20 protein-coding genes and 5 tRNA genes are annotated in these 23,064 nt (G+C 44.2%); 22 read left to right on the top strand and 3 right to left on the bottom strand.

The annotated features are described in order from the left end of the window. The first annotated feature begins 1,134 nt into the window (after positions 1-1,134). The 6 genes from ACRRS0_RS11270 to ACRRS0_RS11245 all read left to right on the top strand — a co-directional run bounded on the left by ACRRS0_RS11270 (position 1,135) and on the right by ACRRS0_RS11245 (position 3,615). Positions 1,135-1,211: transfer RNA gene (locus tag ACRRS0_RS11270), tRNA-Asn, on the top strand. A 29-nt stretch (positions 1,212-1,240) separates the two neighbouring features. Beyond that, a tRNA-Asn gene (locus ACRRS0_RS11265) sits at positions 1,241-1,316 on the top strand. A gap of 33 nt (positions 1,317-1,349) precedes the next feature. Further along, a tRNA-Asn gene (locus tag ACRRS0_RS11260) sits at positions 1,350-1,425 on the top strand. Positions 1,426-1,452: 27 nt separating this feature from the next. Continuing rightward, positions 1,453-1,528 (top strand) — tRNA-Asn (locus ACRRS0_RS11255). A gap of 32 nt (positions 1,529-1,560) precedes the next feature. Beyond that, positions 1,561-1,636, top strand: a tRNA-Asn gene (locus ACRRS0_RS11250). A gap of 134 nt (positions 1,637-1,770) precedes the next feature. Beyond that, positions 1,771-3,615 carry an EAL domain-containing protein gene (locus tag ACRRS0_RS11245; protein ID WP_432453126.1) on the top strand — a complete coding sequence of 615 codons (1,845 nt, stop codon included), beginning with the start codon at positions 1,771-1,773 and terminating at the stop codon, positions 3,613-3,615. Here ACRRS0_RS11245 and nrdG read toward each other — a convergent pair. Beyond that, the gene (gene nrdG, locus ACRRS0_RS11240; RefSeq protein ID WP_432453128.1) at positions 3,586-4,086 is read right to left on the bottom strand and encodes an anaerobic ribonucleoside-triphosphate reductase-activating protein; all 501 of its coding nucleotides are present in this window, start codon (positions 4,084-4,086) and stop codon (positions 3,586-3,588) included. The genes ACRRS0_RS11245 and nrdG overlap by 30 nt on opposite strands. Beyond that, positions 4,087-6,207, bottom strand: coding sequence for an anaerobic ribonucleoside-triphosphate reductase (gene nrdD / locus ACRRS0_RS11235; RefSeq protein WP_432453129.1), 2,121 nt, complete (start codon positions 6,205-6,207; stop codon positions 4,087-4,089). 345 nt (positions 6,208-6,552) lie between these two features. Between nrdD and rsxA the strand changes: the two genes are divergently transcribed. The 14 genes from rsxA (at position 6,553) to ACRRS0_RS11165 (ending at position 19,892) form a co-directional block, all read left to right on the top strand. Then, the gene (gene rsxA, locus ACRRS0_RS11230) at positions 6,553-7,131 is read left to right on the top strand and encodes an electron transport complex subunit RsxA (protein ID WP_432453130.1); all 579 of its coding nucleotides are present in this window, start codon (positions 6,553-6,555) and stop codon (positions 7,129-7,131) included. A 7-nt stretch (positions 7,132-7,138) separates the two neighbouring features. Continuing rightward, on the top strand, positions 7,139-7,699 hold the full coding sequence (gene rsxB / locus ACRRS0_RS11225; RefSeq protein ID WP_432453131.1) for an electron transport complex subunit RsxB: 561 nt from the start codon (positions 7,139-7,141) through the stop codon (positions 7,697-7,699). Further along, positions 7,700-10,234, top strand: a complete 2,535-nt coding sequence (rsxC, locus tag ACRRS0_RS11220) for an electron transport complex subunit RsxC (protein ID WP_432453132.1) — start codon at positions 7,700-7,702, stop codon at positions 10,232-10,234. After that, the gene (gene rsxD, locus ACRRS0_RS11215) at positions 10,224-11,294 is read left to right on the top strand and encodes an electron transport complex subunit RsxD (protein ID WP_432453133.1); all 1,071 of its coding nucleotides are present in this window, start codon (positions 10,224-10,226) and stop codon (positions 11,292-11,294) included. The genes rsxC and rsxD overlap by 11 nt, the downstream gene beginning before the upstream one ends. Continuing rightward, entirely contained in the window at positions 11,284-11,916 is a 633-nt protein-coding gene (gene rsxG, locus ACRRS0_RS11210) for an electron transport complex subunit RsxG (protein WP_432453134.1), read from the top strand. Before rsxD ends, rsxG begins: the two co-directional genes overlap by 11 nt. A gap of 15 nt (positions 11,917-11,931) precedes the next feature. After that, entirely contained in the window at positions 11,932-12,618 is a 687-nt protein-coding gene (locus ACRRS0_RS11205) for an electron transport complex subunit E (RefSeq protein WP_432453135.1), read from the top strand. Continuing rightward, positions 12,611-13,246: an endonuclease III gene (gene nth / locus ACRRS0_RS11200; protein WP_432453136.1), complete on the top strand. Its 636-nt coding sequence runs from the start codon at positions 12,611-12,613 to the stop codon at positions 13,244-13,246. The genes ACRRS0_RS11205 and nth overlap by 8 nt, the downstream gene beginning before the upstream one ends. A gap of 328 nt (positions 13,247-13,574) precedes the next feature. After that, positions 13,575-14,189 (top strand): thermostable hemolysin, encoded by a 615-nt coding sequence (locus ACRRS0_RS11195; protein WP_432453137.1) that lies wholly within the window; start codon positions 13,575-13,577, stop codon positions 14,187-14,189. Continuing rightward, complete coding sequence (locus ACRRS0_RS11190; RefSeq protein WP_432453138.1) at positions 14,190-15,659, top strand: AMP-binding protein; 1,470 nt, start codon at positions 14,190-14,192, stop codon at positions 15,657-15,659. A gap of 21 nt (positions 15,660-15,680) precedes the next feature. Beyond that, a complete protein-coding gene (locus tag ACRRS0_RS11185; RefSeq protein ID WP_432453139.1) occupies positions 15,681-16,364 on the top strand; it encodes a TenA family transcriptional regulator in 684 nt (227 codons plus the stop codon). 9 nt (positions 16,365-16,373) lie between these two features. Next, positions 16,374-17,180, top strand: a complete 807-nt coding sequence (locus tag ACRRS0_RS11180; RefSeq protein WP_432453140.1) for an SDR family oxidoreductase — start codon at positions 16,374-16,376, stop codon at positions 17,178-17,180. A 14-nt stretch (positions 17,181-17,194) separates the two neighbouring features. Next, positions 17,195-17,830: a tetratricopeptide repeat protein gene (locus ACRRS0_RS11175; protein ID WP_432453141.1), complete on the top strand. Its 636-nt coding sequence runs from the start codon at positions 17,195-17,197 to the stop codon at positions 17,828-17,830. Between the two features lie 3 nt (positions 17,831-17,833). Further along, complete coding sequence (locus ACRRS0_RS11170) at positions 17,834-18,490, top strand: response regulator (protein ID WP_432453142.1); 657 nt, start codon at positions 17,834-17,836, stop codon at positions 18,488-18,490. Beyond that, positions 18,480-19,892 (top strand): ATP-binding protein, encoded by a 1,413-nt coding sequence (locus ACRRS0_RS11165; protein WP_432453143.1) that lies wholly within the window; start codon positions 18,480-18,482, stop codon positions 19,890-19,892. Before ACRRS0_RS11170 ends, ACRRS0_RS11165 begins: the two co-directional genes overlap by 11 nt. 141 nt (positions 19,893-20,033) lie before the next feature. Here the strand turns inward: ACRRS0_RS11165 and ACRRS0_RS11160 are convergent, their stop codons facing one another. After that, the gene (locus tag ACRRS0_RS11160; protein WP_432453144.1) at positions 20,034-20,903 is read right to left on the bottom strand and encodes a flagellar protein MotY; all 870 of its coding nucleotides are present in this window, start codon (positions 20,901-20,903) and stop codon (positions 20,034-20,036) included. A gap of 120 nt (positions 20,904-21,023) precedes the next feature. Here ACRRS0_RS11160 and rnt point away from each other — a divergent pair, with 120 nt between their 5' ends. Both rnt and ACRRS0_RS11150 read left to right on the top strand, forming a co-directional pair. After that, on the top strand, positions 21,024-21,686 hold the full coding sequence (gene rnt, locus ACRRS0_RS11155) for a ribonuclease T (protein WP_432453145.1): 663 nt from the start codon (positions 21,024-21,026) through the stop codon (positions 21,684-21,686). Positions 21,687-21,696: 10 nt separating this feature from the next. Beyond that, complete coding sequence (locus tag ACRRS0_RS11150) at positions 21,697-23,019, top strand: Na+/H+ antiporter family protein (protein ID WP_432453146.1); 1,323 nt, start codon at positions 21,697-21,699, stop codon at positions 23,017-23,019. Positions 23,020-23,064: the final 45 nt, after the last annotated feature.

Genomic DNA, 23,064 nt, shown 5'->3' with positions numbered 1-23,064 from the left:
ATGTCGCTCAGTTTAAATAAGCGCGCGATAGCTATCAGCCAATTTATTGCGGTTCAGTAGAGAATATCGGTTTTGTATAATTAACAGCAGAAATTGCTGAATTGTGTACAGTAAACTTCTTGTAACAAAAAGTAATGCACACCGATTTTTTTGTTAAATGCAATATTTATTTTCTCGGTCGAATTTTGAGCTTTTATCCTAGAAATAACAATAAGTGTTTGTTATATATAGAGTTAAGCTTATTTTTGAATTTCGTTTAATTTCTCTTGACCCCGCGTCTTTATTGGCCTGCAGCCAGATATAATATTTTAATGCACATAGTTATCCACAAAATCAGTGGATAAGTCATAGAAACATCCACAACCAAAGGCTTTGCGGGATTGTGTATAAATCTCAGCAATAAAGTGTAGCGCACTGCAAGAGTTTAACCATGATGACACACCGAGTTTAAAAAATTTTGGCAAGCAATTTTGAAAATATCGCAAACCCGATGTCACAGAGCTTCGCAAAACTATCTTCCTAAGCTCACCGCAAACTTTTGCTATGAATTAAACGGCAGCCTGGTGCTAAATGCGTGACAAGCGCAGTGCAGAGCAAGCCTTCAAATTGGTTTTAGGGTATTTGGTTAAAACGACTTTTTAGCGCCATGTGTAGGTATAAGACCTTTGTTATTCGACACCTAAATAAAGTGAGCGTTGTTGGCTATTTCAATTTACGGCAGATTCGTGAACAACATCGTTTAGGCTCACCCCACTATTTTCCCATTATTGACGCATGTTTTAAGGTAACGATTCAATACAAGCATAAGGTAATGCTAACCACTGCCTATTATTTAAGACAGGCATAAACGACCAGCTCTGCAGTAAGTAAACATAGCAACGCGACACTTTAGGCAAGGCATCACAAACTACTTTACGATAGGCAGCCAGCATGACTTTGTTGGTTACGTACAACGAATTACATCAGACGCCAATTCAGCAGTTTTTCATCACCGCTGAGCAAGATTTGATCGAAGATGGGTGATATGTGGATGTAGTTTGAGCAAACAAACACTATTTATCATTTTTGAGGTAGAATTAGTTGACAGCTATCAGGGCAATTATTACTATGCGCCCCGCACTTAAGCAAAGCGATTCCCCAGTAGCTCAGTTGGTTAGAGCGGTGGACTGTTAATCCATGTGTCGTTGGTTCAACTCCAACCTGGGGAGCCAATCTGTTTCGCTTTAGTACATATCAAGATTCCCCAATAGCTCAGTTGGTAGAGCGGTGGACTGTTAATCCATGTGTCGTTGGTTCAAGCCCAACTTGGGGAGCCAATCTTGATGACAATAAGTTAGACCTTATATGATTCCCCAATAGCTCAGTTGGTAGAGCGGTGGACTGTTAATCCATGTGTCGTTGGTTCAAGCCCAACTTGGGGAGCCAATCATATAAGCAGATAGTGTTGATAATTCCCCAATAGCTCAGTTGGTAGAGCGGTGGACTGTTAATCCATGTGTCGTTGGTTCAAGCCCAACTTGGGGAGCCACATCAAAACTATCGTAGGTAAATGCTGATAATTCCCCAGTAGCTCAGTTGGTAGAGCGGTGGACTGTTAATCCATGTGTCGTTGGTTCAAGCCCAACCTGGGGAGCCATTATCTAGCTCACTCTTCTGTTAAATATTGTTTATTCTAGCTAGTTGATCTCAATTCACTAACCATCTGATAGATAAGTCTATTGTTTACATGTATTATCATTAAATATTGCTGATTTAATGAACAGGTAGATTATGAAAGGCCTTAGAACATTCTTTGTTGTAAACGCTCTTTTATTTATCGCTTTATGGGGTGGATTAGTCAGTGTTCATGTGCAACTGTTTAAGCAAGATTTAGCACACGAAAATCAACAAATTAATACCCTACTACAGCTGCAATTAAATGATGACGCACAGCTCAAGCAAACTTACTTACAACAGCTGCTTGAGCAGCATAAACTCAGTTTTATTTCAACGCAGTTAGCCATTGATAACAACCTTGCCTTAGTTGGCCCTCCCCAACATTGGTTGGTAGAGCTGGTTGAACCCAATAAAACAAAACTACAAACGATCACCGTCGACAATTACCAGGTTAACTATAAACCGTCTTTCGAATTTGTCAGCGACAACTACCTTAAGCTCTATTTAACCATTGCTGGTATTTGTTTATTTGGTTATGTATTAACCAGCCTTCTATTCTTGCGTTCAATCTCGCGCGTAAAAAGTAAACTTAAAACGCTACTAAATACCGAACGTTATGTCGATGAACAACCCGTATTAGGCTCCGTGGGAGAATTGATTAAAGAACAAAAATTACAACTCACTCAGCAAATCCGCGAACAAAAACATGCGATTGGCCAATTAGAAAAACAAGTTGCATTAGATCCTTTAACTGGCCAGTTAAATCGCCATTCATTTCGCCAGAAAATGCAAAGTCTATTAAAATCTGAACTCAAAGATACGGTACTATTTTTAGTCAGAGCTTCTCAGTTACAAGAAATTAATAAAGTGCGAGGTCATCAAGCCGGAGATAAATATATACAAGAAGTGGCTAATATCATCGATTACAACCGTAAAGAATACCACAACAGCTTATTATACCGTTTGCTTGGCGCTGAATTTGCGTTGATCATTCCAAGACTACCTGCGACTCGAATCAGTCAAGTTGCGCAAAACTTAAGCGCGTCATTTAGTGATTTGAGTCATCGTAAACAAATGCAAAGTGCCGCCTACATCGGTATCACCGAATTTAAAAATGGAGATACTATCGAGCGAATCATCACCCGAGCAGATGCCGCCTTAGAAATCGCCCAAAGTCTTTCTCCAAATGCTTGGGAGCTGGTACTCGAAGATAGCCATACTCTCGAGAGTAGCGAACTACAATGGCATACGACCCTCAGTTCATTATTAACACACCAGCGCTTTCGTATCGCTTCTCAGGCCATTCAATCACTGCATCGTACAATGCCCGCTTATCATGAAGTTTTCATTCGTTTCTTATCTGAAGACCAGCAACAATTGCCTACCGAAACATGTTTAGTTATGGCTGAACGTCTTGGGTTAATTGCAAAACTCGAACAATCGACCCTTGCTTATGTATTGCAAACCATCGCCGAACAGAATGCAGAATATCGCTGGGGGATCAACCTGAGTAAGTTAGTTTTAATCGAACCGAGTTTTTGCACTTGGTTAAGTCAAGAATTGTCAAAATACCCCAACCTGCAATCACGAGTCGTATTTGAACTAGAAGAAGAAGTTCTGAATTTGCACTTAAGCAATGCAAAAAAATTGTTCGAAATATTAAGGAAAAACAGTTGCCATACCGCTATTGCAGACTTTGGTACGGGGATCGGCTCTTTTAAGCTATTTAAAGAATTGAAGCCAAACTATGTAAAAATTAGCAGCGATTTAGTGCAACAACTTGCAAATGACAAATCCAACCAGCAACTGGTCGGTATGCTGGTGGAAGTGTCGCACCGCTTAGGCTGCCAAGTTATCGCTCAAGGCGTTGAGACATTAGAACAAAAACAACTTTTGGAATCGATGTATGTTGATAGCTTGCAAGGCTATTTAATTGCCCGACCCAAGCTCATACATTGAGTCACGCAAGGGGTGTTGATATATAACCTGATTACTACTGCCCCGCCAAACTAACTTAGCATCGGCTAAGCTTTGTTCGAACTTACCATCGATAAGTGTATCAATCATTCGTACGATATCTTGTTGCGCAGGATTAAGCTCGGCTAAGCGATAACCAGTCCATAACCAAATATCTTTGCCAATACATTCAGTTTTAACTCGTAATACTAAACGTTTAATCGCTGCGAGGTTGTTAGGATGCAGTGGATCGCCACCAGTCAAACTTAAACCTTTGCGTTTAATTCGAGGGTCATTTAGATCATCAATAATTTTCTGTTCTAAGGCATCGGTAAATTCATGCCCCGCATCACAACGCCAAGACTTCTGATTATAACAGCCCTTACACTGATGCTCACAACCAGCAACAAACAAGGTACAACGCGTACCCTGTCCATTCACCACGTCGATCGTATGGTAGCTAAGATAATGCATTTACAGATGTTTGACCCGACGTTTCACTTCTTCTTGTTTGCCATAGTTAAACGGACGTGCATCAGGACTACCTAAGTAACCGCAAACCCGACGAATAACCGATACCTTACTAGCTTCACTATTGCCACATGAAGGACATTCAAAGCCTTTGCTGGTACAGTTAAATTCGCCCGTAAAATGACATTCATAACACTCATCAATCGGTGTATTTGTCCCATAATAAGGCACCCGATCATAGCTATAGTCCCAAACGTCTTCTAGGGCTTCTGTATTATGTTGCATATTTGGATATTCACCATAGCAAATAAACCCGCCGCTAGAGATCGCAGGGTAAGGTTGTTCAAAGTCGATCTTATCAAACGGATTGACCTGTTTCTCTACATCCAAATGGAAACTATTGGTGTAATAACCTTTATCCGTGACTCCTGCTATCACCCCAAACTTCTTCGCATCTAAACGGCAGAAACGGTCACATAAATTCTCACTAGGCGTACTATACAAGCTGAAAGCATACCCACTTTCTTTCTCCCAACGCAGAGTTGCTTGTTTCAGCGCCGTTACGATCCCAAGGGCCTTTTGTCGTAACTGTTTACTATCGTAAACATGTTGGTCATCAGCATATAAAGCATTTACTGTTTCATGTAGACCAATATAACCCAATGAAATAGAAGCTCGACCATTTTCAAATATTTTGGAGACATCGTCTTCGGCGTTTAAGCGAACACCACAAGCTCCTTCCATATATAAAATAGGAGCAACTTTGGCTTTCACCCCTTTTAGACGCTCTATTCGGGTATCAAGACCTTGCTTGGCGATACTTAAACGTTGGTCTAACAACTCATAGAATCGTTGTTCATCCCCTTTTGCTTCGATGGCTATCCGCGGTAAATTTAAACTGACAACACCGAGGTTATTTCGACCATCATGGACTTCTTTACCGCCCTCTTGATAAGGTCCCAAGAAACTGCGACACCCCATTGGGGTTTTAAAAGAACCGGTCACTTCAACGACTTTGTCGTAGTTCAAAATATCAGGGTACATTCGTTTGGATGCACACTCTAAGGCAAGTTGTTTAATATCGTAACTCGGATCTTCAGGCTTATGATTTAAACCATCTTTAATCGCAAAGACCAATTTAGGGAATACTGCGGTTTTGGCATTTTTGCCTAAACCTGCAATACGATTTTGCAAAATTGAGCGCTGAATCAACCGTGCCGCCCAACAGGAGCCTAAACCAAAACCGAAGGTGACAAACGGTGTTTGCCCGTTGGCTGTATGTAAAGTATTCACTTCATACTCTAAAGACTGAAAAGCATCATGACATTCTTTCTCAGTTTGTGCTTTCGCATAAGCCTCTTGATCCGCTATTTCCCATTGTTTAGCAGTAGCTAAATGCTTTTCATGACTTTTGAGAACATAAGGCGCCAGAATCTCATCAATTCGATTGATAGTCGTGCCACCATAAATATGACTCGCAACCTGAGCAATAATCTGCGCTGTCACCGCAGTTGCTGTAGAAATGGACTTTGGCGTCTCAATTTCAGCATTGCCCATTTTAAAACCACCAGTGAGCATGCCTTCAAGGTCAATTAGCATACAATTAAACATCGGGAAAAATGGAGCGTAGTCTAAGTCATGGAAGTGGATCTCACCGCTATCGTGAGCCTTAACAACATCTCGAGGTAACAAATGGGTTTTCGCATAATGCTTTGCAACAATCCCGGCTAAAAGATCACGTTGAGTCGGGATCACTTTGCTATCTTTATTGGCGTTCTCATTAAGCAAGGCGGCATTACTTTGCTCGACCAGTCCTCTGATTTCGTTATTTAAAACGCTACGTTTGTCGCGGGCAACATCTCGATCATGACGATACTCAATATAGGCGCGAGCCAAAGTCTTATTGTCATTTTCCATCAGGCAATTTTCAACTGAGGCTTGAATGTCGTTGATATCAACTTCTGCCAGATTGATAAATTGTTCGGTCACCTGCTGCGCTATTTGTAATGCGACAAGATTATCTTTTACGCCTAAAGCCTCTGCGGCTTTCAATACGGCGTCAACAATCCGTTTAGCGTCGTAAGGTACACGGCTTCCGTCTCGCTTGATCACGACTGTTTTCACGATTTACGCTCCAATTTTACTCACTCATTCATTAGAAAATTGCGGAACCCGCGCTACCAAAGGCTTAGCTGTCGATATTGTATAAAAAAGCATCTGGATGATCGGATAACCATATATTGTGGTTGAGAATTGTAGTTCCCACTAGATATGGTAGTCGAGAAGTTTAAACGTTAAAGCAAAATCAAATGATCAAGATCAAGCTAAGCTAAAAAAGCTGATCTATTTGCCTAAAAATGCTCCACAAATCACGGCAAAATTTATGGCCTTTTTCCACAGTGATCTCACGGTTGTTATAAAGACCACAAACGGGGATAATACGCTTTTGTTTGGCTGCATCTTATATAAATGACTGAATATCTGTTGTTATTGATTAGTACCGTACTGGTTAACAACTTTGTACTGGTTAAGTTCTTGGGCCTGTGTCCCTTCATGGGGGTTTCTAGCAAAGTAGAAACCGCTATAGGAATGGCATTAGCCACTACATTTGTATTGACTCTGGCTTCTATGTGCTCGTATCTGGTCGAACAGTATATTTTGGCACCACTAGATATCACCTATTTGCGTACCATGAGTTTTATCCTTGTGATCGCAGTTGTGGTTCAATTTACGGAAATGTTTGTCCAAAAAGCTAGCCCCGCATTGCACCGCGTATTGGGGATCTATTTACCCTTAATTACCACCAACTGTGCGGTGTTGGGCGTGGCGCTATTAAATATAAATGAGCAGCATGATCTATTTGAGTCCATCATTTATGGTTTTGGGGCTGCGGTCGGTTTCTCATTAGTACTGATACTATTTTCTGCCATGCGCGAACGTTTAGTCGTTGCCGATATTCCCCTCCCTTTTAAAGGGGCTGCGATCGCGATGATCACCGCTGGACTCATGTCTTTAGCCTTCGTCGGTTTTGCCGGCCTAATTAAGTAACCACAGCATGTTAGTAGCCTTAATTACCATTACTCTATTGGCCTTAGTATTTGGCGCCATTCTTGGTTATGCCGCAATTAAATATAAGGTGGAAGGCAATCCAATTGCGGATCAAGTCGAAAGCTTATTGCCGCAAACGCAGTGTGGCCAGTGTGGTCACCCTGGATGTCGTCCCTACGCCGAAGCCATCGCCAATGGTGAGCCCATCAATAAGTGCCCTCCCGGCGGGGACGAAACTATCGCTAAAATCGCAGATTTACTCGGTGTGGAAGCAATCCCTTTAGATGCAGCTGCAGTGAAAGAAGACGACCGTAAAAAAGTCGCCTTTATTATTGAAGATGCTTGTATCGGTTGCACCAAGTGCATTCAAGCTTGTCCAGTAGACGCGATTATGGGTTCCAATAAACACATGCACACGGTGATCGCAAAAGAATGTACCGGTTGCGAGTTGTGCGTTGCCCCCTGCCCAACTGATTGTATCGAAATGCGTCCAATTGAGACAACCACCAAAAATTGGGATTGGAAATTAAACCAAATTGACGTCTCAATCATTGAGGAAATGAAATAGATGGTGGCTTGGCTAGAAAAAATAAAACAAGGCTTTACCTGGAACTACCAAGGTGGGGTTCATCCTGAAACCAATAAACAGCTGATTAATTGCGAAAAACCAGAGTGGCTGGCGAACCCGGAGTATCTCACCATTCCTGTACAGCAACACATTGGCAGCGCTGCCAAATTATTAGTTGTCGTCGGCCAAAAAGTACTCCGTGGACAAGCATTAAATGAGTCGCAGTTTTATCAAGCGCCTCCGGTGCATGCCTCATGCTCCGGTACCATTGTTGCGATAGAACCTCGTGTCACAGCGCACGCCTCAGCGATTCCAGAGTTAGCGATCGTGATTAAGGTCGATGAACAACAACGAGATGCGGTTTGGCCTGCCCCCCTTAGCCAAAATCAACAAACCCCAGAACTTATTTGCCAGCGAGTCCATCAATCTGGGATTGCCGGTATGGGCGGAGCTGGATTCCCCACGGCTCTAAAAATAAGCCCACATAAGCCCTTAGATATACTCATTATTAACGGCGCCGAATGTGAGCCTTATATTACGGCTGATGACTGTTTAATGCGCAATTACCCAGCCGAAGTCATTAAAGGGGTACAAATATTACAAACAGCGCTGCAGCCGAAGTTAACAATTATTGCCATTGAAAATGATAAACCGGAAGCAATTGAAGCCTTAAGCAAGCACACCAATGATTCGATCATCATCCGTAGCATTCCCACCAAGTACCCTTCTGGCGGGGAAAAACAACTGATCGAAATTTTAACCGGACAACAAGTCACTGCCAGTCAACTACCTATCGATTTAGGAATGTTGGTGCAGAATGTTGGAACTGCCTATGCGGTTCATCGTGCAGTTGATATCGGTGAACCATTGATCTCTCGAATCGTAACTATCGCCGGAGATTTGGTTGAGCAGCCAGCTAACTACTGGCTACCCCTCGGGACCAGCGTCGCACATATATTGAGTGAAAAACTGCAAGTCGCCAACAATACTCCGACAATTATGGGCGGTTCGATGATGGGGTTCATGCTGCCCAATAATCAGGCTCCTATCGTAAAAACCAGTAACTGTTTAATTGTCAACCACCCACAAGCAGCCGCGACGGAATCCCCTTGTATTCGCTGCGGTGAATGTGCTCAAGCTTGTCCTATGGGCTTATTACCGCAACAACTTTACTGGTTTAGCCAAGCGGATGAGCTCAACAAAGCCCGCAGCTACAACATGATGGATTGTATCGAATGTGGTGCCTGTGCCTTTGTTTGTCCCAGTCAAATATCGCTAGTGCAGCACTACCGCACTGCCAAAGCTAAAATTAGAGCCGAAGATCTAGCGAAACAAGAAGCTGATATTGCCAAACAACGTTTTGAAGCCCGCCTCGCGCGTTTAGAAAAAGATAAATTAGAGCGAAAAGCCAAACATCAACAAGCTGCGCTCCGTAGACAAGAGCAAACCAATGCCAACTCTTCGGCCAACAAGCCTGATCCTGTTGCTGCGGCCTTGGCGCGGGTAAAACAATCGAAAGCTCAAGCTCCGGCAGCGATACAAACGACCAGCGGAGAATGGATCCCCGATAATCAACAAGCAATCGCCGAACGTGAAGCTCGTAAACAACAGCGCCGTTTGGCTAAAGAACAAGGACTCAAGGCCTCTAGTGATTCAAACGAGACTCAAGCTGAAAGCCACAGTGACAAAGCCAAATCAAGCAACCCTGCGGTGGCCGCAGCAATTGCTCGCGCCAAGGCTAAAAAGCTAGCCGCAACCGACACGGCACAAACAGAAACGCCAGTCGCAAACGACACCAAGGTAGCTGCCACCACTAAGTCGACTAACCCTGCGGTGGCCGCTGCAATTGCCCGCGCCAAGGCTAAAAAGCTAGCCGCAACCGACACGGTGCAAACAGAGCCCCCTGTCGCTGACGACACCAAGGTAGCAGTCAAAGCCAAATCAACTAATCCTGCGGTGGCTGCAGCAATTGCCCGCGCCAAGGCTAAAAAGCTAGGGGCAACCGACGCTGCACAAACAGAAACGCCAGTCGCAAGCGATGCCAAGGTAGCAGTCAAAGCCAAATCGACTAATCCCGCGGTGGCCGCAGCAATTGCCCGCGCCAAGGCTAAAAAGCTAGCGGCAACCGACGCTGCGCAAACTGAAACGCCAGTCGCAGACGATGCCAAGGTAGCAGTCAAAGCCAAATCAACTAATCCCGCGGTGGCCGCAGCAATTGCCCGCGCCAAGGCTAAAAAACTAGCGGCAACCGACGCTGCACAAACAGAGACCCCAGTCGCTGACGATGCCAAGGTAGCAGTCAAAGCCAAATCGACTAATCCTGCGGTGGCTGCAGTTGCTCGCGCCAAGGCTAAAAAGCTAGCCGCAACCGACGCAGCACAAACAGAGACCCCAGTCGCTGATGATGCCAGCGTAGATCTGAAAGCCAAGTCGGCAACAACAAATCCTGCAGTCCTAGCTGCGATTGCCAAGGCTAAAGCGAAGAAACGTGCAGAGCAAACCAAACCACAAGAGACCAAGCCAAATGACCAGTAATACCCTGCAAAGCTCGCCGTTTGTACACAAGCCTGTAAAAACCAAGACTTTGATGTTTTGGGTTATTTTATGTCTTGTTCCCGGTTTCTTGGTACAAACTTACCAATTTGGGATCGGCACATTAGTGCAAGTGCTGTTAGCTAGTAGCATCGCGATCGCAAGTGAAACATTAATACTGTTACTACGTCGACGTCCCCTATGGCCAACGTTAAGTGACAACAGCGCATTAGTCACCGGAATATTACTCGGTTTAGCCCTACCCGCTTATGCGCCATGGTGGATGACTCTAATAGGCTCTTGCTTTGCCATTATCGTGGTCAAACACTTATATGGCGGCTTAGGTCATAACATTTTTAATCCAGCCATGGCGGCTTATGTATTGTTGCTGGTCTCTTTTCCAGTCAGCATGACCAGTTGGATGCCACCCCAGGCCTTATTACACGAATCATTTAGCAGTGTTGACGGTTTGGGCTTAATTTTTAATGGTTTCACAGTCGACGGCTTTAGCTTAAAACAAATTGCCAGCATCGATGGACATACCATTGCCACTCCACTCGATGAAATGAAAACCCAGCTCAAGCTTGGCTTCACCTCATCAGAGATCGCAAGTAAAGCAATCTATGGCGCCTTAGCTGGTGTTGGTTGGCAGTGGATAAACCTCGCTTACTTACTCGGAGGTTTAGCGCTACTTTACTTGAAAGTTATTCGCTGGCATATTCCACTAGCTTTTTTATCAATCTTATTGTTACTAAGTTTAATCTCTAACGCAATTAACCCAGATCATACGACGCCAATCTTGCTACAGCTCTTTTCTGGCGCAACAATGCTTGGCGCCTTCTTCATTTTGACGGATCCGGTCAGTGCTTCCACAACCAACCGAGGCCGGATTATTTATGGTGCTTTAGTCGCCTTATTCGTTTTTCTGATCCGAAATTACGGCGGCTATCCTGATGCCGTAGCCTTTGCCGTTTTACTGAGTAACATGGCGGTGCCAATGATTGACCATTTTACCAAACCAAAAGTTTACGGATACGGCGAAGGAAACAAACATGAGCACTAAGAGCCAATCCATCAGCAGCAATGCCATTATGTTGGCCACCTTTGCCTTCTGCTGTACCTTGCTAGTCGTCGTGGTGAACTACTTTACTGCACCACAAATCGAGCACCAGATTGAACAGCAACGTCGAAAATCGATGAATGAAGTTCTTCCCACTCAATTAACGAGTATTGCCTATCAGCAGCAATGTTATATCGACACTAATTTAGGGTACTTAGGGAGTGATAAGGCGCAAACCATTCGTGTGATCTCTAACAAAGGCCAAGTTCAAGCCTATGTATACCCAATTACTGCGCCTGATGGTTATGGCGGTGCAATTTCCTTGTTAGTTGGGGTTGAGGCAAACGGTAAGATAAGTGGGGTACGAGTTGTCCAACATAATGAAACTCCAGGCTTAGGTGACAAGATAGAAACCCGTAAATCGGATTGGATTTATCAATTTAATCAACAGTTCTTGTTAGATGAAAATGATAGTCGTTGGGCGGTTAAAAAAGATGGAGGTCAATTCGACGCTTTTACCGGAGCAACCATCACGCCTAGAGCTGTAGTTAAGGCGGTTAAGAAAGCTTTGATTTATCATGCCAAAAATCATCAAACCATCGGCATTTCTGCTGTTGATTGTTAACCCGAAGGAAAAGCGATGAGTGATTACAAACAAATAGCTTGGCAAGGGCTATGGAAAAACAATCCCGGTTTAGTTCAATTACTGGGCCTATGTCCCCTGCTCGCGGTGACGTCTACTATCAGTAACGCTTTAGGTTTAGGTTTTGCCACCATGTTGGTACTTATCGCCTCAAACACGACCGTGTCATTGATCCGGAAATGGGTCGCCAAAGAAATTCGCATTCCCGTATTTGTGATGGTTATTGCCTCTTTTGTAACATGCGTTCAGTTATTAATGAATGCCTACAGCTATGGCTTGTACCAAAATCTGGGGATCTTTATTCCTTTAATTGTGACTAACTGCATTATTATCGGCCGTGCCGAAGCATTTGCGGCTCGCAACCCTGTCCCCGCCGCAGCCTTCGATGGTTTAATGATGGGTTTAGGTTTTGCGTTAGTATTAACTCTGGTCGGGGCCATTCGTGAACTATTAGGCAATGGCAGTTTGTTTGAAGGTATCGAGCTGTTACTGGGTGACTGGGCATCGGTTTTACATGTACAAGTCATCAATTTCAACGAACATTTTCTAGTTGCGATCCTTCCGCCGGGCGCTTTCTTAGTCATGGGGTTTATTATCGCCTTGAAGAATATCATCGATCATCGAGTAAAAACCAAACAACAAGCCACTGACTTAGTCATGGAAGATCTTCAACACAATGAATAACAGTAAACGACGAGAAATCTTAACGCGACTACGTAACGATAACCCGCATCCCACAACGGAGCTTAATTTTTCAAGCCCTTTTGAGCTGCTAACCGCGGTATTACTATCGGCACAAGCAACCGATGTGTCAGTAAATAAGGCAACGGCTAAGCTATTCCCAGTGGCCAATACGCCAAAAGCTATTTTAGAACTCGGCTTAGACACGCTGAAAAGCTACATTAAGACCATTGGTTTATATAACTCTAAAGCTGAAAACCTACTGAAGACCTGTAAGATCTTAATCGATCAGCATCAGGGAAAGGTGCCTGAAAATCGAGAATTCTTAGAAGCGCTGCCCGGTGTGGGGCGGAAAACGGCGAATGTTGTGCTCAATACGGCTTTTGGCTGGCCAACCATAGCTGTCGACACTCACATTTATCGCGTTTCAAACCGTACAAAATTTGCCATGGGCAAAAATGTTGAGCAGGTCGAACAAAAATTACTTAAAGTTGTCCCCAAAGAATTTAAAGTTGATGTGCATCATTGGCTCATTCTGCATGGCCGCTATACCTGTGTTGCGCGAAAGCCGCGTTGCGGCTCCTGCATGATTGAAGATTTATGTGAGTTTGCCGACAAGACCGAGCTTTAGCATCCCTTAAGGAGTTGCTCGCTGATATCAGTGGGCAGCACGGTGACCACTCCCCCGTTTGCGATAAGCTCAATTGGACAGCCAATATGCGTATCGCCTAATCCGGCCCTTTAGCCTGTACTTACCCGGACCACACTTGCCTAAATATCAAGTCACCTAACTCATATTTTAAAAGCGGCACTAGCTCTGAATCCCGAGTTCGAAAAATCTCACGCAACTTTATCTAACAATCTGTAACTTACAATACCTACATTAATCCACCATTTCTTAAGCGTTTCTTAAGTTTCCCCCCTTATCTTTAAATAAATGATGAAGATGAGGTTAGCGAATGAATCAAGACTATCAACGTGACTCGGTAAGTTTGGAATTTATCACGGCTGCCCACCCACTCTGGCAGCAAGTTATTCAGTATATAACCACTCGATACCAACAAGCTTTTGATGCCAAACTAGACTCGTTCATGCCCACTTATATGGCTCTGACCGAAAATGGTCAAATCAAATCTTTATGCGGTTATCGCCTCGCAAATCATGAGCCTTTATTTTTGGAACAATACTTAGATCAAACAGCAGAGCTGTTGCTCTCAAAAGCGTTCAATCAAAGCATCAAGCGAAACCAATTAATTGAGTTCGGCCAGCTCGCATCTTTTACCAAAGGCGCTTCTCCCTTACATTTTTTATTGATGGCTGAAGCCTTAGTTGAGCGTGGGTTTGCTTGGTGCATATTCACCGCAACAGATCCCTTATACGCCCTAATGAAGCGCCTTGGTCTTGTCCCTACGCTGATTGCTGAAGCGGATCCACAACGAGTCCCAAGAGCAAAACAACGTTGGGGGAGTTATTACCAACATCAACCACGGATCTTCGCAGGTAATCTGCAAGTGGGATTAAACCACCTAACTAGTCGCGTGGGTATAACAAATATGCAACAGATAGGTCTCTAAATGAACAGCATTTTACAAGCAATTAGCCGCCACGCTAATGATCACCCAGATCAACTTGCTTTTGTCGGTCACGATGTTAAAGGTCAAGCAAGTAGCTTAACTTATCGCCAACTAAAACAACAAGTTGATGCCGCAGCCTTAAGTATCGTCTCGCTAAATGTGAATGCCATCGCCTTGAAAGCAGAAAACTGCTTAGACTGGGTGATCGCCGACTTAGCAGCGATGCAGGCTCGGGTGGTAATCATCCCCATTCCGACCTTCTTTGCAGCACAACAAGTCGAACATAGTCTTGAGCAATCAGCTGCTGACTTATTAATTGGCGATTGGCCTGAATACGCTCAACTAGACTTACAAATTGCAGGTTTAGCCGCCTATCGACGACCAGTGACACAAGCGGTGCTTCCCTTAAAACAGACTTGCAAAATTACCTTTACCTCCGGCTCGACCGGGAACCCAAAGGGGGTTTGCCTTAGTGAGCAAAACTTACAACGGACCAGCGAAGTTTTAGCCGACAAAATTCGAGATCAAAGCGAGCAACATTTAGTGTTACTCCCTTTATCAACCTTACTAGAAAATATTACTGGGGTTTATGTTCCGTTATTACTCGGTGTTACGGCGAAGATCTATCATGGCCAGAGCCTCGGTTTACATGGTTCCAGTCGATTTGAAGCTAACGTTTTTGCCAGCGCCCTAATACGCGAGAAACCCAATAGCTTGGTGCTGACACCCGCATTATTAATGGCGCTTATCCAACTGGTTCAACAGCAAGCTCAGTTGGCAGAATCGTTACGCTTTGTTGCTGTTGGCGGGGCTCGCGTTGCGCCAGAGCTTATCCAGCTCGCTCATCAACTTTCGATCCCAGCCTATGAGGGTTATGGTCTTTCTGAATGCGGCTCAGTGGTATGTATTAACACCGAGAAATCGTATAAACCTGGGAGCTGCGGCCAAGTATTAGAGCATGTAGAAGTCAAGCTAGCCGATGACGGTGAGTTGCTGGTAAAAGGTAATATTGCACTTGGTTACTTAGGTATGGCTTTCACCGCCCCTTGGCTCGCAACCGGAGATTTAGCCACCATAGATGATCAGGGATTTGTCACATTACTGGGCCGTAAGAAAAACCAGCTTATTACTAGTTTTGGTCGCAATATTTCTCCAGAGTGGATTGAATCTGAAGCGCAGAGTCATTTTGCTGGTCGCCCATTCATCATAACCGGAGATGCCCAAGCTTTTCTAACTGCGGTCACTGAGAGCCAAGCAAACATCAACCAACGTATACAAGTACTCAATCAAAAGCTCCCCGATTACGCGCAAATCAAGCGAGTGATAGCGATTCCATCAATTTATTCTCATCAAGAATGGTTCACCGCTAACGGTCGACCCAAACGAATGGTGCTTGAACAATGGGTACAGGAAGTCTTGGATACGCCAAGTGACGCACTCGACCATATTCAAATAACCGAAATCAACTAAGCAAATTTGCAGGAGAGTCCAATGAGTCTTTTTTTTGAAACCTTACAACAACAAACCCGAGCTGCTCAACAACAAATGTTACAAGCGCCAGTGTTCGCTGCTTGTAGTCGCGGGGAAATTAATCGCGAAATGTACCTCGCCTTTCTCACTCAAGCCTTTCACCATGTGAAACATACCGTGCCCTTACTCATGGCCTGCGGTGGCCGACTATCAGCGGACTACGAGTGGGTACGAGAAGCAATCGCAGAATATATTACCGAAGAACAAGGTCATCATGAATGGATCTTGAATGATATCGAAGCTTGTCATGGCAACGCCCAACTAGTTCGAGACAATCAAGCCCAAGGTAAAGTGAGCCCAGCTATCGAGCTGATGGTTGCCTACCTGTATCACCAGATTGATCGTCATAATCCTTTGGCTTTATTTGGCATGGTTTGGGTATTGGAAGGCACTAGCGTGGGAGTTGGAGCTCAGATAGCAACGCTAGTGAAGAGCACGCTTGACCTTCCCGATGAAGCTCTTAGTTACTTGCTTTCGCATAGTGAGTTAGACCAACAACACATTTTATTTTTTGAAGGGTTAATGAATCAAATCACAGATCAGGATGATCAAAAGGTCATTATTGATTCGGCCAATATGGTGTTTTCACTCTACGGGCAGATGTTAAGAGAGCTCAATATTAGTGCTGCCGAGCAGGCAGCATAAGGATAAGAAATGCTTATTCAAGACAAAACAGTGTTACTAACAGGCGCATCTGGCGGGATTGGAAAAGCCATCGCAAAGCAACTTAGCGAGCAAGGTGCACGGTTATTGTTAGTGGCAAGAAATCAGCAAAAACTAGAAGCGCTGCGCCAATCCCTTAGCGCCCCGGAACGACACCAGAGTTTAAGTATTGACTTACTGTCCTCTCACGACATCAAACGGCTCAAATCTGTGGCGCTTGACTACCAACAACAGGGGCAAACGATTAGTGTTGTGATCAACAATGCTGGTAGCAATCAATTTCGCTTTCTCAGGCAACGAAGCACTGAGTCACTACAACAAGAAATGCAGCTAAATTTAATGGCCCCAATCATACTAAGTCAGGCAGCTTTGGATTGGATTAGCCGGCCAGGGATCATTCTTAACATTGGTTCCACTTTTGGCTCGATCGGCTATCCAGGCTACGCAAGCTATTGCGCCGCAAAAGCGGGCGTACATCGTTTTAGTGAAGCCATGGATAGAGAGCTGGATGGTACCGGAATCAGAATGCTTTACCTTGCGCCGCGCGCCACCGACACCGAACTCAATAGCGATGCAGTTTGTCAACTCAACCAACAATTAGGCAACCATAGCGACTTACCGCAAATTGTTGCACAGCATGTGCTGAATATACTCCAGCATGAACACCGTGCGAAATGGATCGGTTGGCCAGAAAAGCTATTTGCTCGAGTGAATCAAATATTCCCGTCGCTGGTCGCAAACTCGATTCGTAAACAACAGGCGACAATCCACCAATTCATTAATCACAACAGCCAATAAACAAGGAACATACAATGAAAACGACTCATACCTTAAGCGGCTTACTTGTGAGTAGCCTTTTCGCTAGCAGCGCTTCATTCGCTGCAAACGACAACTTACCACAGATCCAAAGTGACTGGGCGCATTGCCAATACCAAGTTGAACCAAACAAAGCACAAGTACAATGTTTTGAACAACTCATCGAGCTCAACTACCAAGCCGTAAATAACGATCCCAAGGATTTGGAGTTACAAGTTTGGTTAGCAATTAACAAAGCCTCACTAGCTGGCGCCAAAGGCGGTTTATCCGCATTACGTTTAGCCAAAGAAGCGAAGCAACTCTTAGAGCAAGTAATTGATAAAAACCCAAAAACTTTAGATGGCTCTGCCTATACCAGCTTAGGTTCGCTATACTACAAAGTGCCAGGATGGCCAATCGGTTTTGGCGACGATGACAAGGCAGAAGCGATGCTTAAACAAGCACTAGCCCTTAATCCCGATGGGATTGACCCAAACTATTTTTATGGTGACTTTTTGGCTGAAGATGGTCGTAAGCAACAGGCCATTGAATATTTAACCCGCGCCCAGCAAGCCGCAGCTCGGCCAGATCGACCGCTGGCAGACAAAGGTCGGCAACAACAAATCGCCTTACGTTTGGAGAGCTTAAAATAACCTATGCGTTTGTTACTAGTAGAAGATGATGTATTACTCGGCCAATCAATGACTGCATCACTGACGCGCCACGGTTATACCGTAGATTGGCTTGAGCGTGGCATGGGGGTCGCAGCAACACTCAAAGCCGAACAATTTATTGCCGTTATTTTAGATCTGACACTCCCCGACATTGACGGTTTAGAAGTACTGCGTGAAATTCGCAGAACTGGTTTTGACTTACCGGTGATGATCTTAACGGCCCGCGATGATATTAACGACCGCGTTAAAGGGCTGGATGCTGGTGCCGACGAGTACCTCGGCAAACCCTTCGCCCTCGAAGAGTTATTAGCCCGTTTGCGGGTGTTGATCCGCCGTCAATCCGGTAGCGCAAATGAAACAATCCAATTAGGAGAACTATCACTTTCTCTCATTGAACAAACCATTAACTTTCAGCAAAATCCTCTAAAACTCACCCGCAACGAATACAAAATATTAGCAAGTTTAATCACTAATGCAGGCCGAGTTCTGAGTAAAGAGAAACTACAACAGTCACTGCATGGCTGGGATGAAGGAACCAGTGACAACGCCATTGAAGTACATATTCATAATCTGCGTAAAAAAGTACCAAACAAAGTGATCAAGAACATTCGAGGTGTGGGTTATATCATTGAAAAATAAAACATTCTCAATAAAGCGCCGATTAACAATATCGATCATTGTAGTTGCAAGTTTATTACTGGTGGTCTCACTGTATTTTAGTCTTTTATCTGCTCGCGATGAAATTGAAGAAGTCTATGACGCCCGGCTCGGCCAATCGGCAAAATTGCTGCTCATGGTAAGTCCTGTTGCGACCGACCGCTTAACGTTTACTCAGCAACAGCAACAATTTGATTTATGGATGAATCGTATTCAAAAATTGACCGAAGATGATGACAGCCCTGCGACTGCTTACGGCCATCCTTATGAGCAAAACATCTTATTCCAATTCTATCAAGATGAGCACCTACTATGGAGTTCAAACAAGCGACTTGGACCACTGCCACTGCTAAAACACGCTTCTGGCTATGGTGACATTTCGATGAAAAATGAGCAGTGGCGATATTTTAAACTAGCAATGGCGAATACTTCTGAGCACCAGCAATATATAGTGGTGGCAGAAAAACAAAGTATCCGCCAAGAAGTGATCGATAAAATTGCCTTTACCGCAACCTTACCGCAATTGATCCTGGTCCCCTGCCTGATCATGCTATTGGTACTTCTAATCGACAAAAACTTCAAACCGATTGCCGAATTGGGTACCGCCATTGCTCAACGTAGTGCACACAAATTAGATCGGATCTATGTGACCAATCAAACTCGAGAGCTTTCCCCCTTAGTGGATGCTTTAAACCAGCTTCTAGTGCAGCTGGAACAAGCTTGGCAACGGGAAAAACGCTTTACTCGTATGGCAGCTCATGAACTAAAAACCCCATTAACCATCTTACGACTCAATGCTGAAAACGCTATTCTTAGTGAAAATCCACAGCAACTAAGGCAAGATTTAGATAACATTCTTAAAGGCATTGATCGTACCGATCGTTTGTTACATCAACTACTCACACTTGCCAAAGTGGAAAGTATCACAGATTTAATCAGCCAAAATTTTGATCTTGCCAAAGTTCTACAGCAAGCTTTAGCAGATTTAGCCCCCATTGCACTGCGCCAACATCAAGAACTCAGTTTTGAAGGCGATAGCTGTTACATTGATGGTGATGAAATACTATTAAGTATTTTATTTAGGAATCTAATTGATAATGCAATCCGATACTCAGGAAGCCACAGTGAAATTGACGTCAAACTGAAGGCGCAAGCCAATGACATCGAAGTCACGATCAGTGATAGTGGTACGGACATCAGCCAAGACACCAGAGAGAAACTATTTGATAACTTCTATCGGGCAAATACCGAAAAAGGCGATGGTGCGGGTTTAGGGATGTCGATTAGCCGAGATATTGCAGAGCTACATCACGCGACGGTACGCTTATTACCGCGCACTCAACAGCGTAATACCTTTCAGGTTCGTTTTAATCAAAGAAGCTAAGTATTTACGCCTAAGTTGACGCTGTTAATGCTCGTCCTCAACAAGCTGCTCGCAGCCTTTAGCTGCGGGCGACATTCGCTAGGCGATTAGCTGTTGGCTCTTGAGTCATAAAGCGCCACTATTACAGCACATCATAGAAATTTAGAGTAGATCTTTACCTAAGGAAATAACCACTCGGCGATTTCGTTCGCGACCTAAGGTATTATCATTACTTGCGACATGGCGCCGCTCACCATGACCCGCCACCTCGATCACGCTGTCGTCTAAACCACTCGATTTAAAAAAATCTTTGATTCGCTTGGCGCGTTTATCCGACAATTCTTGGTTTATCCATTTACCACCATAACTATCGGTGTAAGCATCAACCAATACAACATCAATGTCTGGGTCATTCTTAACATAGTCACCAATCAATCTTAAACGTTGTTTAGAACGCGCAGTCAACTCGTTACTATTGGATTGATAAGTCAACACAGTGAAGGCGATATCATCGAATGAGTAAGGTAACAATCGCCCCACACACTTCAAAAAATCGTTATATTGTTGCTTAAAGTTAACCGATGAGATCCCCACCGATGTCGTCGCATTATTAGCATACCAATCGTCAAAATAAAAAGTGGGGATATTACCGTCTTCTAATTCGCTCAGCATTTGCCAAGCTGGCTGGGCGTGCACGTAACCGTCAAATTGCTGGTAAAAAGACAATTCACTAATTCTTTTAGAACTTGCCCCAGGTTTCCACATCGGCGGCACACTGCGTAATGAAACCTGATGTGTCTGCGGCGAAATTTTGTACATGTCTAAGTAGAAGTCTAAATTAACATTCTTCGAGGCGCGACTAACAAAACTAGCGATCCCAAACGATGGAATAAAATGGTCCATACGACATTCAATAGGAGATTGGCTGGACATGACCCAGGTTGAATCGTCCATTGATGCTGAATAGCTGCGTACACTAGCGTGAGTGACCGTCGTCCCAAGCGCCAAAGTTAACAATAAATAAGGTTTCATAGTCGCAAATCCTCTGTTCTCCTTAAAATATCGGCCAAAGGCCAATTATCTTTAAAGCAAATTCGCGATTCTTTGCTGCTTTTGTAATAATGCGCGCCTCAGTAAATACTATGCCAGATTATGACCATTACAGAACACAGCTCTCAGCTTATGTCGAACCGCTTTCGAGGGTATTACCCGGTTGTTATCGACATTGAAACGGCAGGCTTTAATGCCAACACCGATGCATTATTGGAAATAGCGGCTTGCTTACTCAGCTTCGATGCAAATGGCGAGTTATATGTACTCGACAGCGTGCAATTTAACGTTGATCCCTTTGTGGGAGCAAACTTAGAAAAAGCTGCTTTAGAGTTTACCGGTATCGATCCCACAAACCCGCTCCGTGCTGCGGTGAGTGAAGAGTTCGCACTAAAAGAAATGTTTAAGCCAATTCGTAAGGCCTTGAAAGCCCACGGCTGTAGCCGTGCTGTCATGGTGGCTCACAATGCCGCTTTTGATATGAGTTTCTTTAACGCTGCGGTTGAGCGATGTCGGATCAAACGTAACCCTTTTCACCCTTTCGTGAGTTTTGATACCACAAGTTTGAGCGCTTTAGCGCTCGGCCAAACCGTGTTAGCGAAGGCCTGTCGGGAAGCTGATATTGAATTTAGTAATCAAGAAGCTCATTCGGCACTTTACGATGCGCAAAAAACCGCAGAACTATTTTGCAAAATAGTAAATAAATGGCAGACCTTAGGTGGTTGGCCGCTTCCTATTCCACAAGATACCCCTGAAGAACCATAGGATCTCATTCATGTTTAACCCCGTTGTTGTTTCCGTTTGTTTAATGCTAATACTTAGTCTCATGCGGGTAAATGTAGTATTAGCGCTCACCATTAGCGCGTTAGTCGGAGGCCTCGTTTCAGGACTGCCCCTGGCGGAAACAATTTCTAGCTTCGAACAAGGTTTAGGCAATGGTGCTCAAATTGCTCTCAGTTACGCCCTACTTGGTGCTTTTGCTGTGGCAATATCTCGCAGTGGACTGACTGATTTTATTGCCGAAAAGATTATCAGCCGCGTAGACAAACACCGAGAAAGCCGCTTAAGCTTAGTGAAATGGTTGATGTTAAGCGCCATCATTCTCATGGCCATCGCTTCGCAAAATCTGGTGCCAGTGCACATTGCCTTTATCCCCATTTTAATTCCACCGCTGATTGGTGCTTTAAATCAGCTAAAAATCGATCGCCGTTTAATCGCTTGCTGTTTAACTTTTGGCTTGGTTACAACCTATATGTGGTTGCCAGTTGGGTTTGGTGGCATCTTCCTAAATCAACTTTTATTTACCAATCTACAAAACAATGGTTTAAGTATCGATAAAGCACAACTTCCCTTGGCTATGACCATCCCGGCTCTTGGGATGGTTGTCGGCTTGCTGAGTGCGATTTTTATTTCTTATCGTAAACCACGCGAATATCGTAGTGATATGCTTAAGGCTTCGGCGAGTTCCGCGCCTGCAATGCCGACTCAAAAGCTGTTGATTAACATTATTGCTATATTCGCAGCTCTGGCGATTCAGCTTTATAGTAACTCGATCATTATCGGCGCTTTAGCTGGCTTTCTATTATTAACGACAGCATCAGGGATCCGCCCTCAAAACAGCCAAGATTTATTCATTGAAGGCGTAAAACTTATGGCTTTGATTGGCTTTATTATGATTGCCGCAGCGGGCTTTGCCGCCGTAATGAAAGAAACCGGTGGAGTACCCGACTTGGTATCGAGCGCCGCAGATATGTTAGGTAGCAATAAAATGTTAGCCGCAGCAGTATTACTGATTGTGGGTCTGTTAATCACCATGGGGATCGGCTCATCGTTTTCAACGATCCCGATTATCGCCGCTATATATGTCCCCTTAGCTATTTCTTTAGGATTTTCGGAACTGGCAACCGTTGCTTTAGTGGGAACAGCGGCGGCACTGGGTGATGCGGGTTCACCGGCATCCGATTCAACTTTAGGTCCAACGGCGGGATTAAATAGTGACGGCCAGCATGATCATATTTGGGATACGGTTGTACCAACATTTATCCACTTCAACCTACCATTATTGGTATTTGGCTGGATAGCAGTTATTGTTTTATAAAAAGTGATAACAATCTGATTTACTGGTGATTTAACGACTCGCGTC

The organism is Agarivorans sp. QJM3NY_29 (assembly GCF_050870835.2).
Classification (GTDB): Bacteria; Pseudomonadota; Gammaproteobacteria; order Enterobacterales; family Celerinatantimonadaceae; genus Agarivorans.
The sequence above is the reverse complement of the archived record's forward strand: the minus strand, read 5'-3'. Positions and strand labels throughout refer to the sequence as shown.

Coding starts and splice junctions, on each gene's coding strand:
- ACRRS0_RS11245 (WP_432453126.1), top strand. CDS start 1,771: ATGAAAGGCCTTAGAACATTCTTTGTTGTAAACGCTCTTTTATTTATC.
- nrdG (WP_432453128.1), bottom strand. CDS start 4,086: ATGCATTATCTTAGCTACCATACGATCGACGTGGTGAATGGACAGGGT.
- rsxA (WP_432453130.1), top strand. CDS start 6,553: ATGACTGAATATCTGTTGTTATTGATTAGTACCGTACTGGTTAACAAC.
- rsxB (WP_432453131.1), top strand. CDS start 7,139: ATGTTAGTAGCCTTAATTACCATTACTCTATTGGCCTTAGTATTTGGC.
- rsxC (WP_432453132.1), top strand. CDS start 7,700: ATGGTGGCTTGGCTAGAAAAAATAAAACAAGGCTTTACCTGGAACTAC.
- rsxD (WP_432453133.1), top strand. CDS start 10,224: ATGACCAGTAATACCCTGCAAAGCTCGCCGTTTGTACACAAGCCTGTA.
- rsxG (WP_432453134.1), top strand. CDS start 11,284: ATGAGCACTAAGAGCCAATCCATCAGCAGCAATGCCATTATGTTGGCC.
- ACRRS0_RS11205 (WP_432453135.1), top strand. CDS start 11,932: ATGAGTGATTACAAACAAATAGCTTGGCAAGGGCTATGGAAAAACAAT.
- nth (WP_432453136.1), top strand. CDS start 12,611: ATGAATAACAGTAAACGACGAGAAATCTTAACGCGACTACGTAACGAT.
- ACRRS0_RS11195 (WP_432453137.1), top strand. CDS start 13,575: ATGAATCAAGACTATCAACGTGACTCGGTAAGTTTGGAATTTATCACG.
- ACRRS0_RS11190 (WP_432453138.1), top strand. CDS start 14,190: ATGAACAGCATTTTACAAGCAATTAGCCGCCACGCTAATGATCACCCA.
- ACRRS0_RS11185 (WP_432453139.1), top strand. CDS start 15,681: ATGAGTCTTTTTTTTGAAACCTTACAACAACAAACCCGAGCTGCTCAA.
- ACRRS0_RS11180 (WP_432453140.1), top strand. CDS start 16,374: ATGCTTATTCAAGACAAAACAGTGTTACTAACAGGCGCATCTGGCGGG.
- ACRRS0_RS11175 (WP_432453141.1), top strand. CDS start 17,195: ATGAAAACGACTCATACCTTAAGCGGCTTACTTGTGAGTAGCCTTTTC.
- ACRRS0_RS11170 (WP_432453142.1), top strand. CDS start 17,834: ATGCGTTTGTTACTAGTAGAAGATGATGTATTACTCGGCCAATCAATG.
- ACRRS0_RS11160 (WP_432453144.1), bottom strand. CDS start 20,903: ATGAAACCTTATTTATTGTTAACTTTGGCGCTTGGGACGACGGTCACT.
- rnt (WP_432453145.1), top strand. CDS start 21,024: ATGACCATTACAGAACACAGCTCTCAGCTTATGTCGAACCGCTTTCGA.
- ACRRS0_RS11150 (WP_432453146.1), top strand. CDS start 21,697: ATGTTTAACCCCGTTGTTGTTTCCGTTTGTTTAATGCTAATACTTAGT.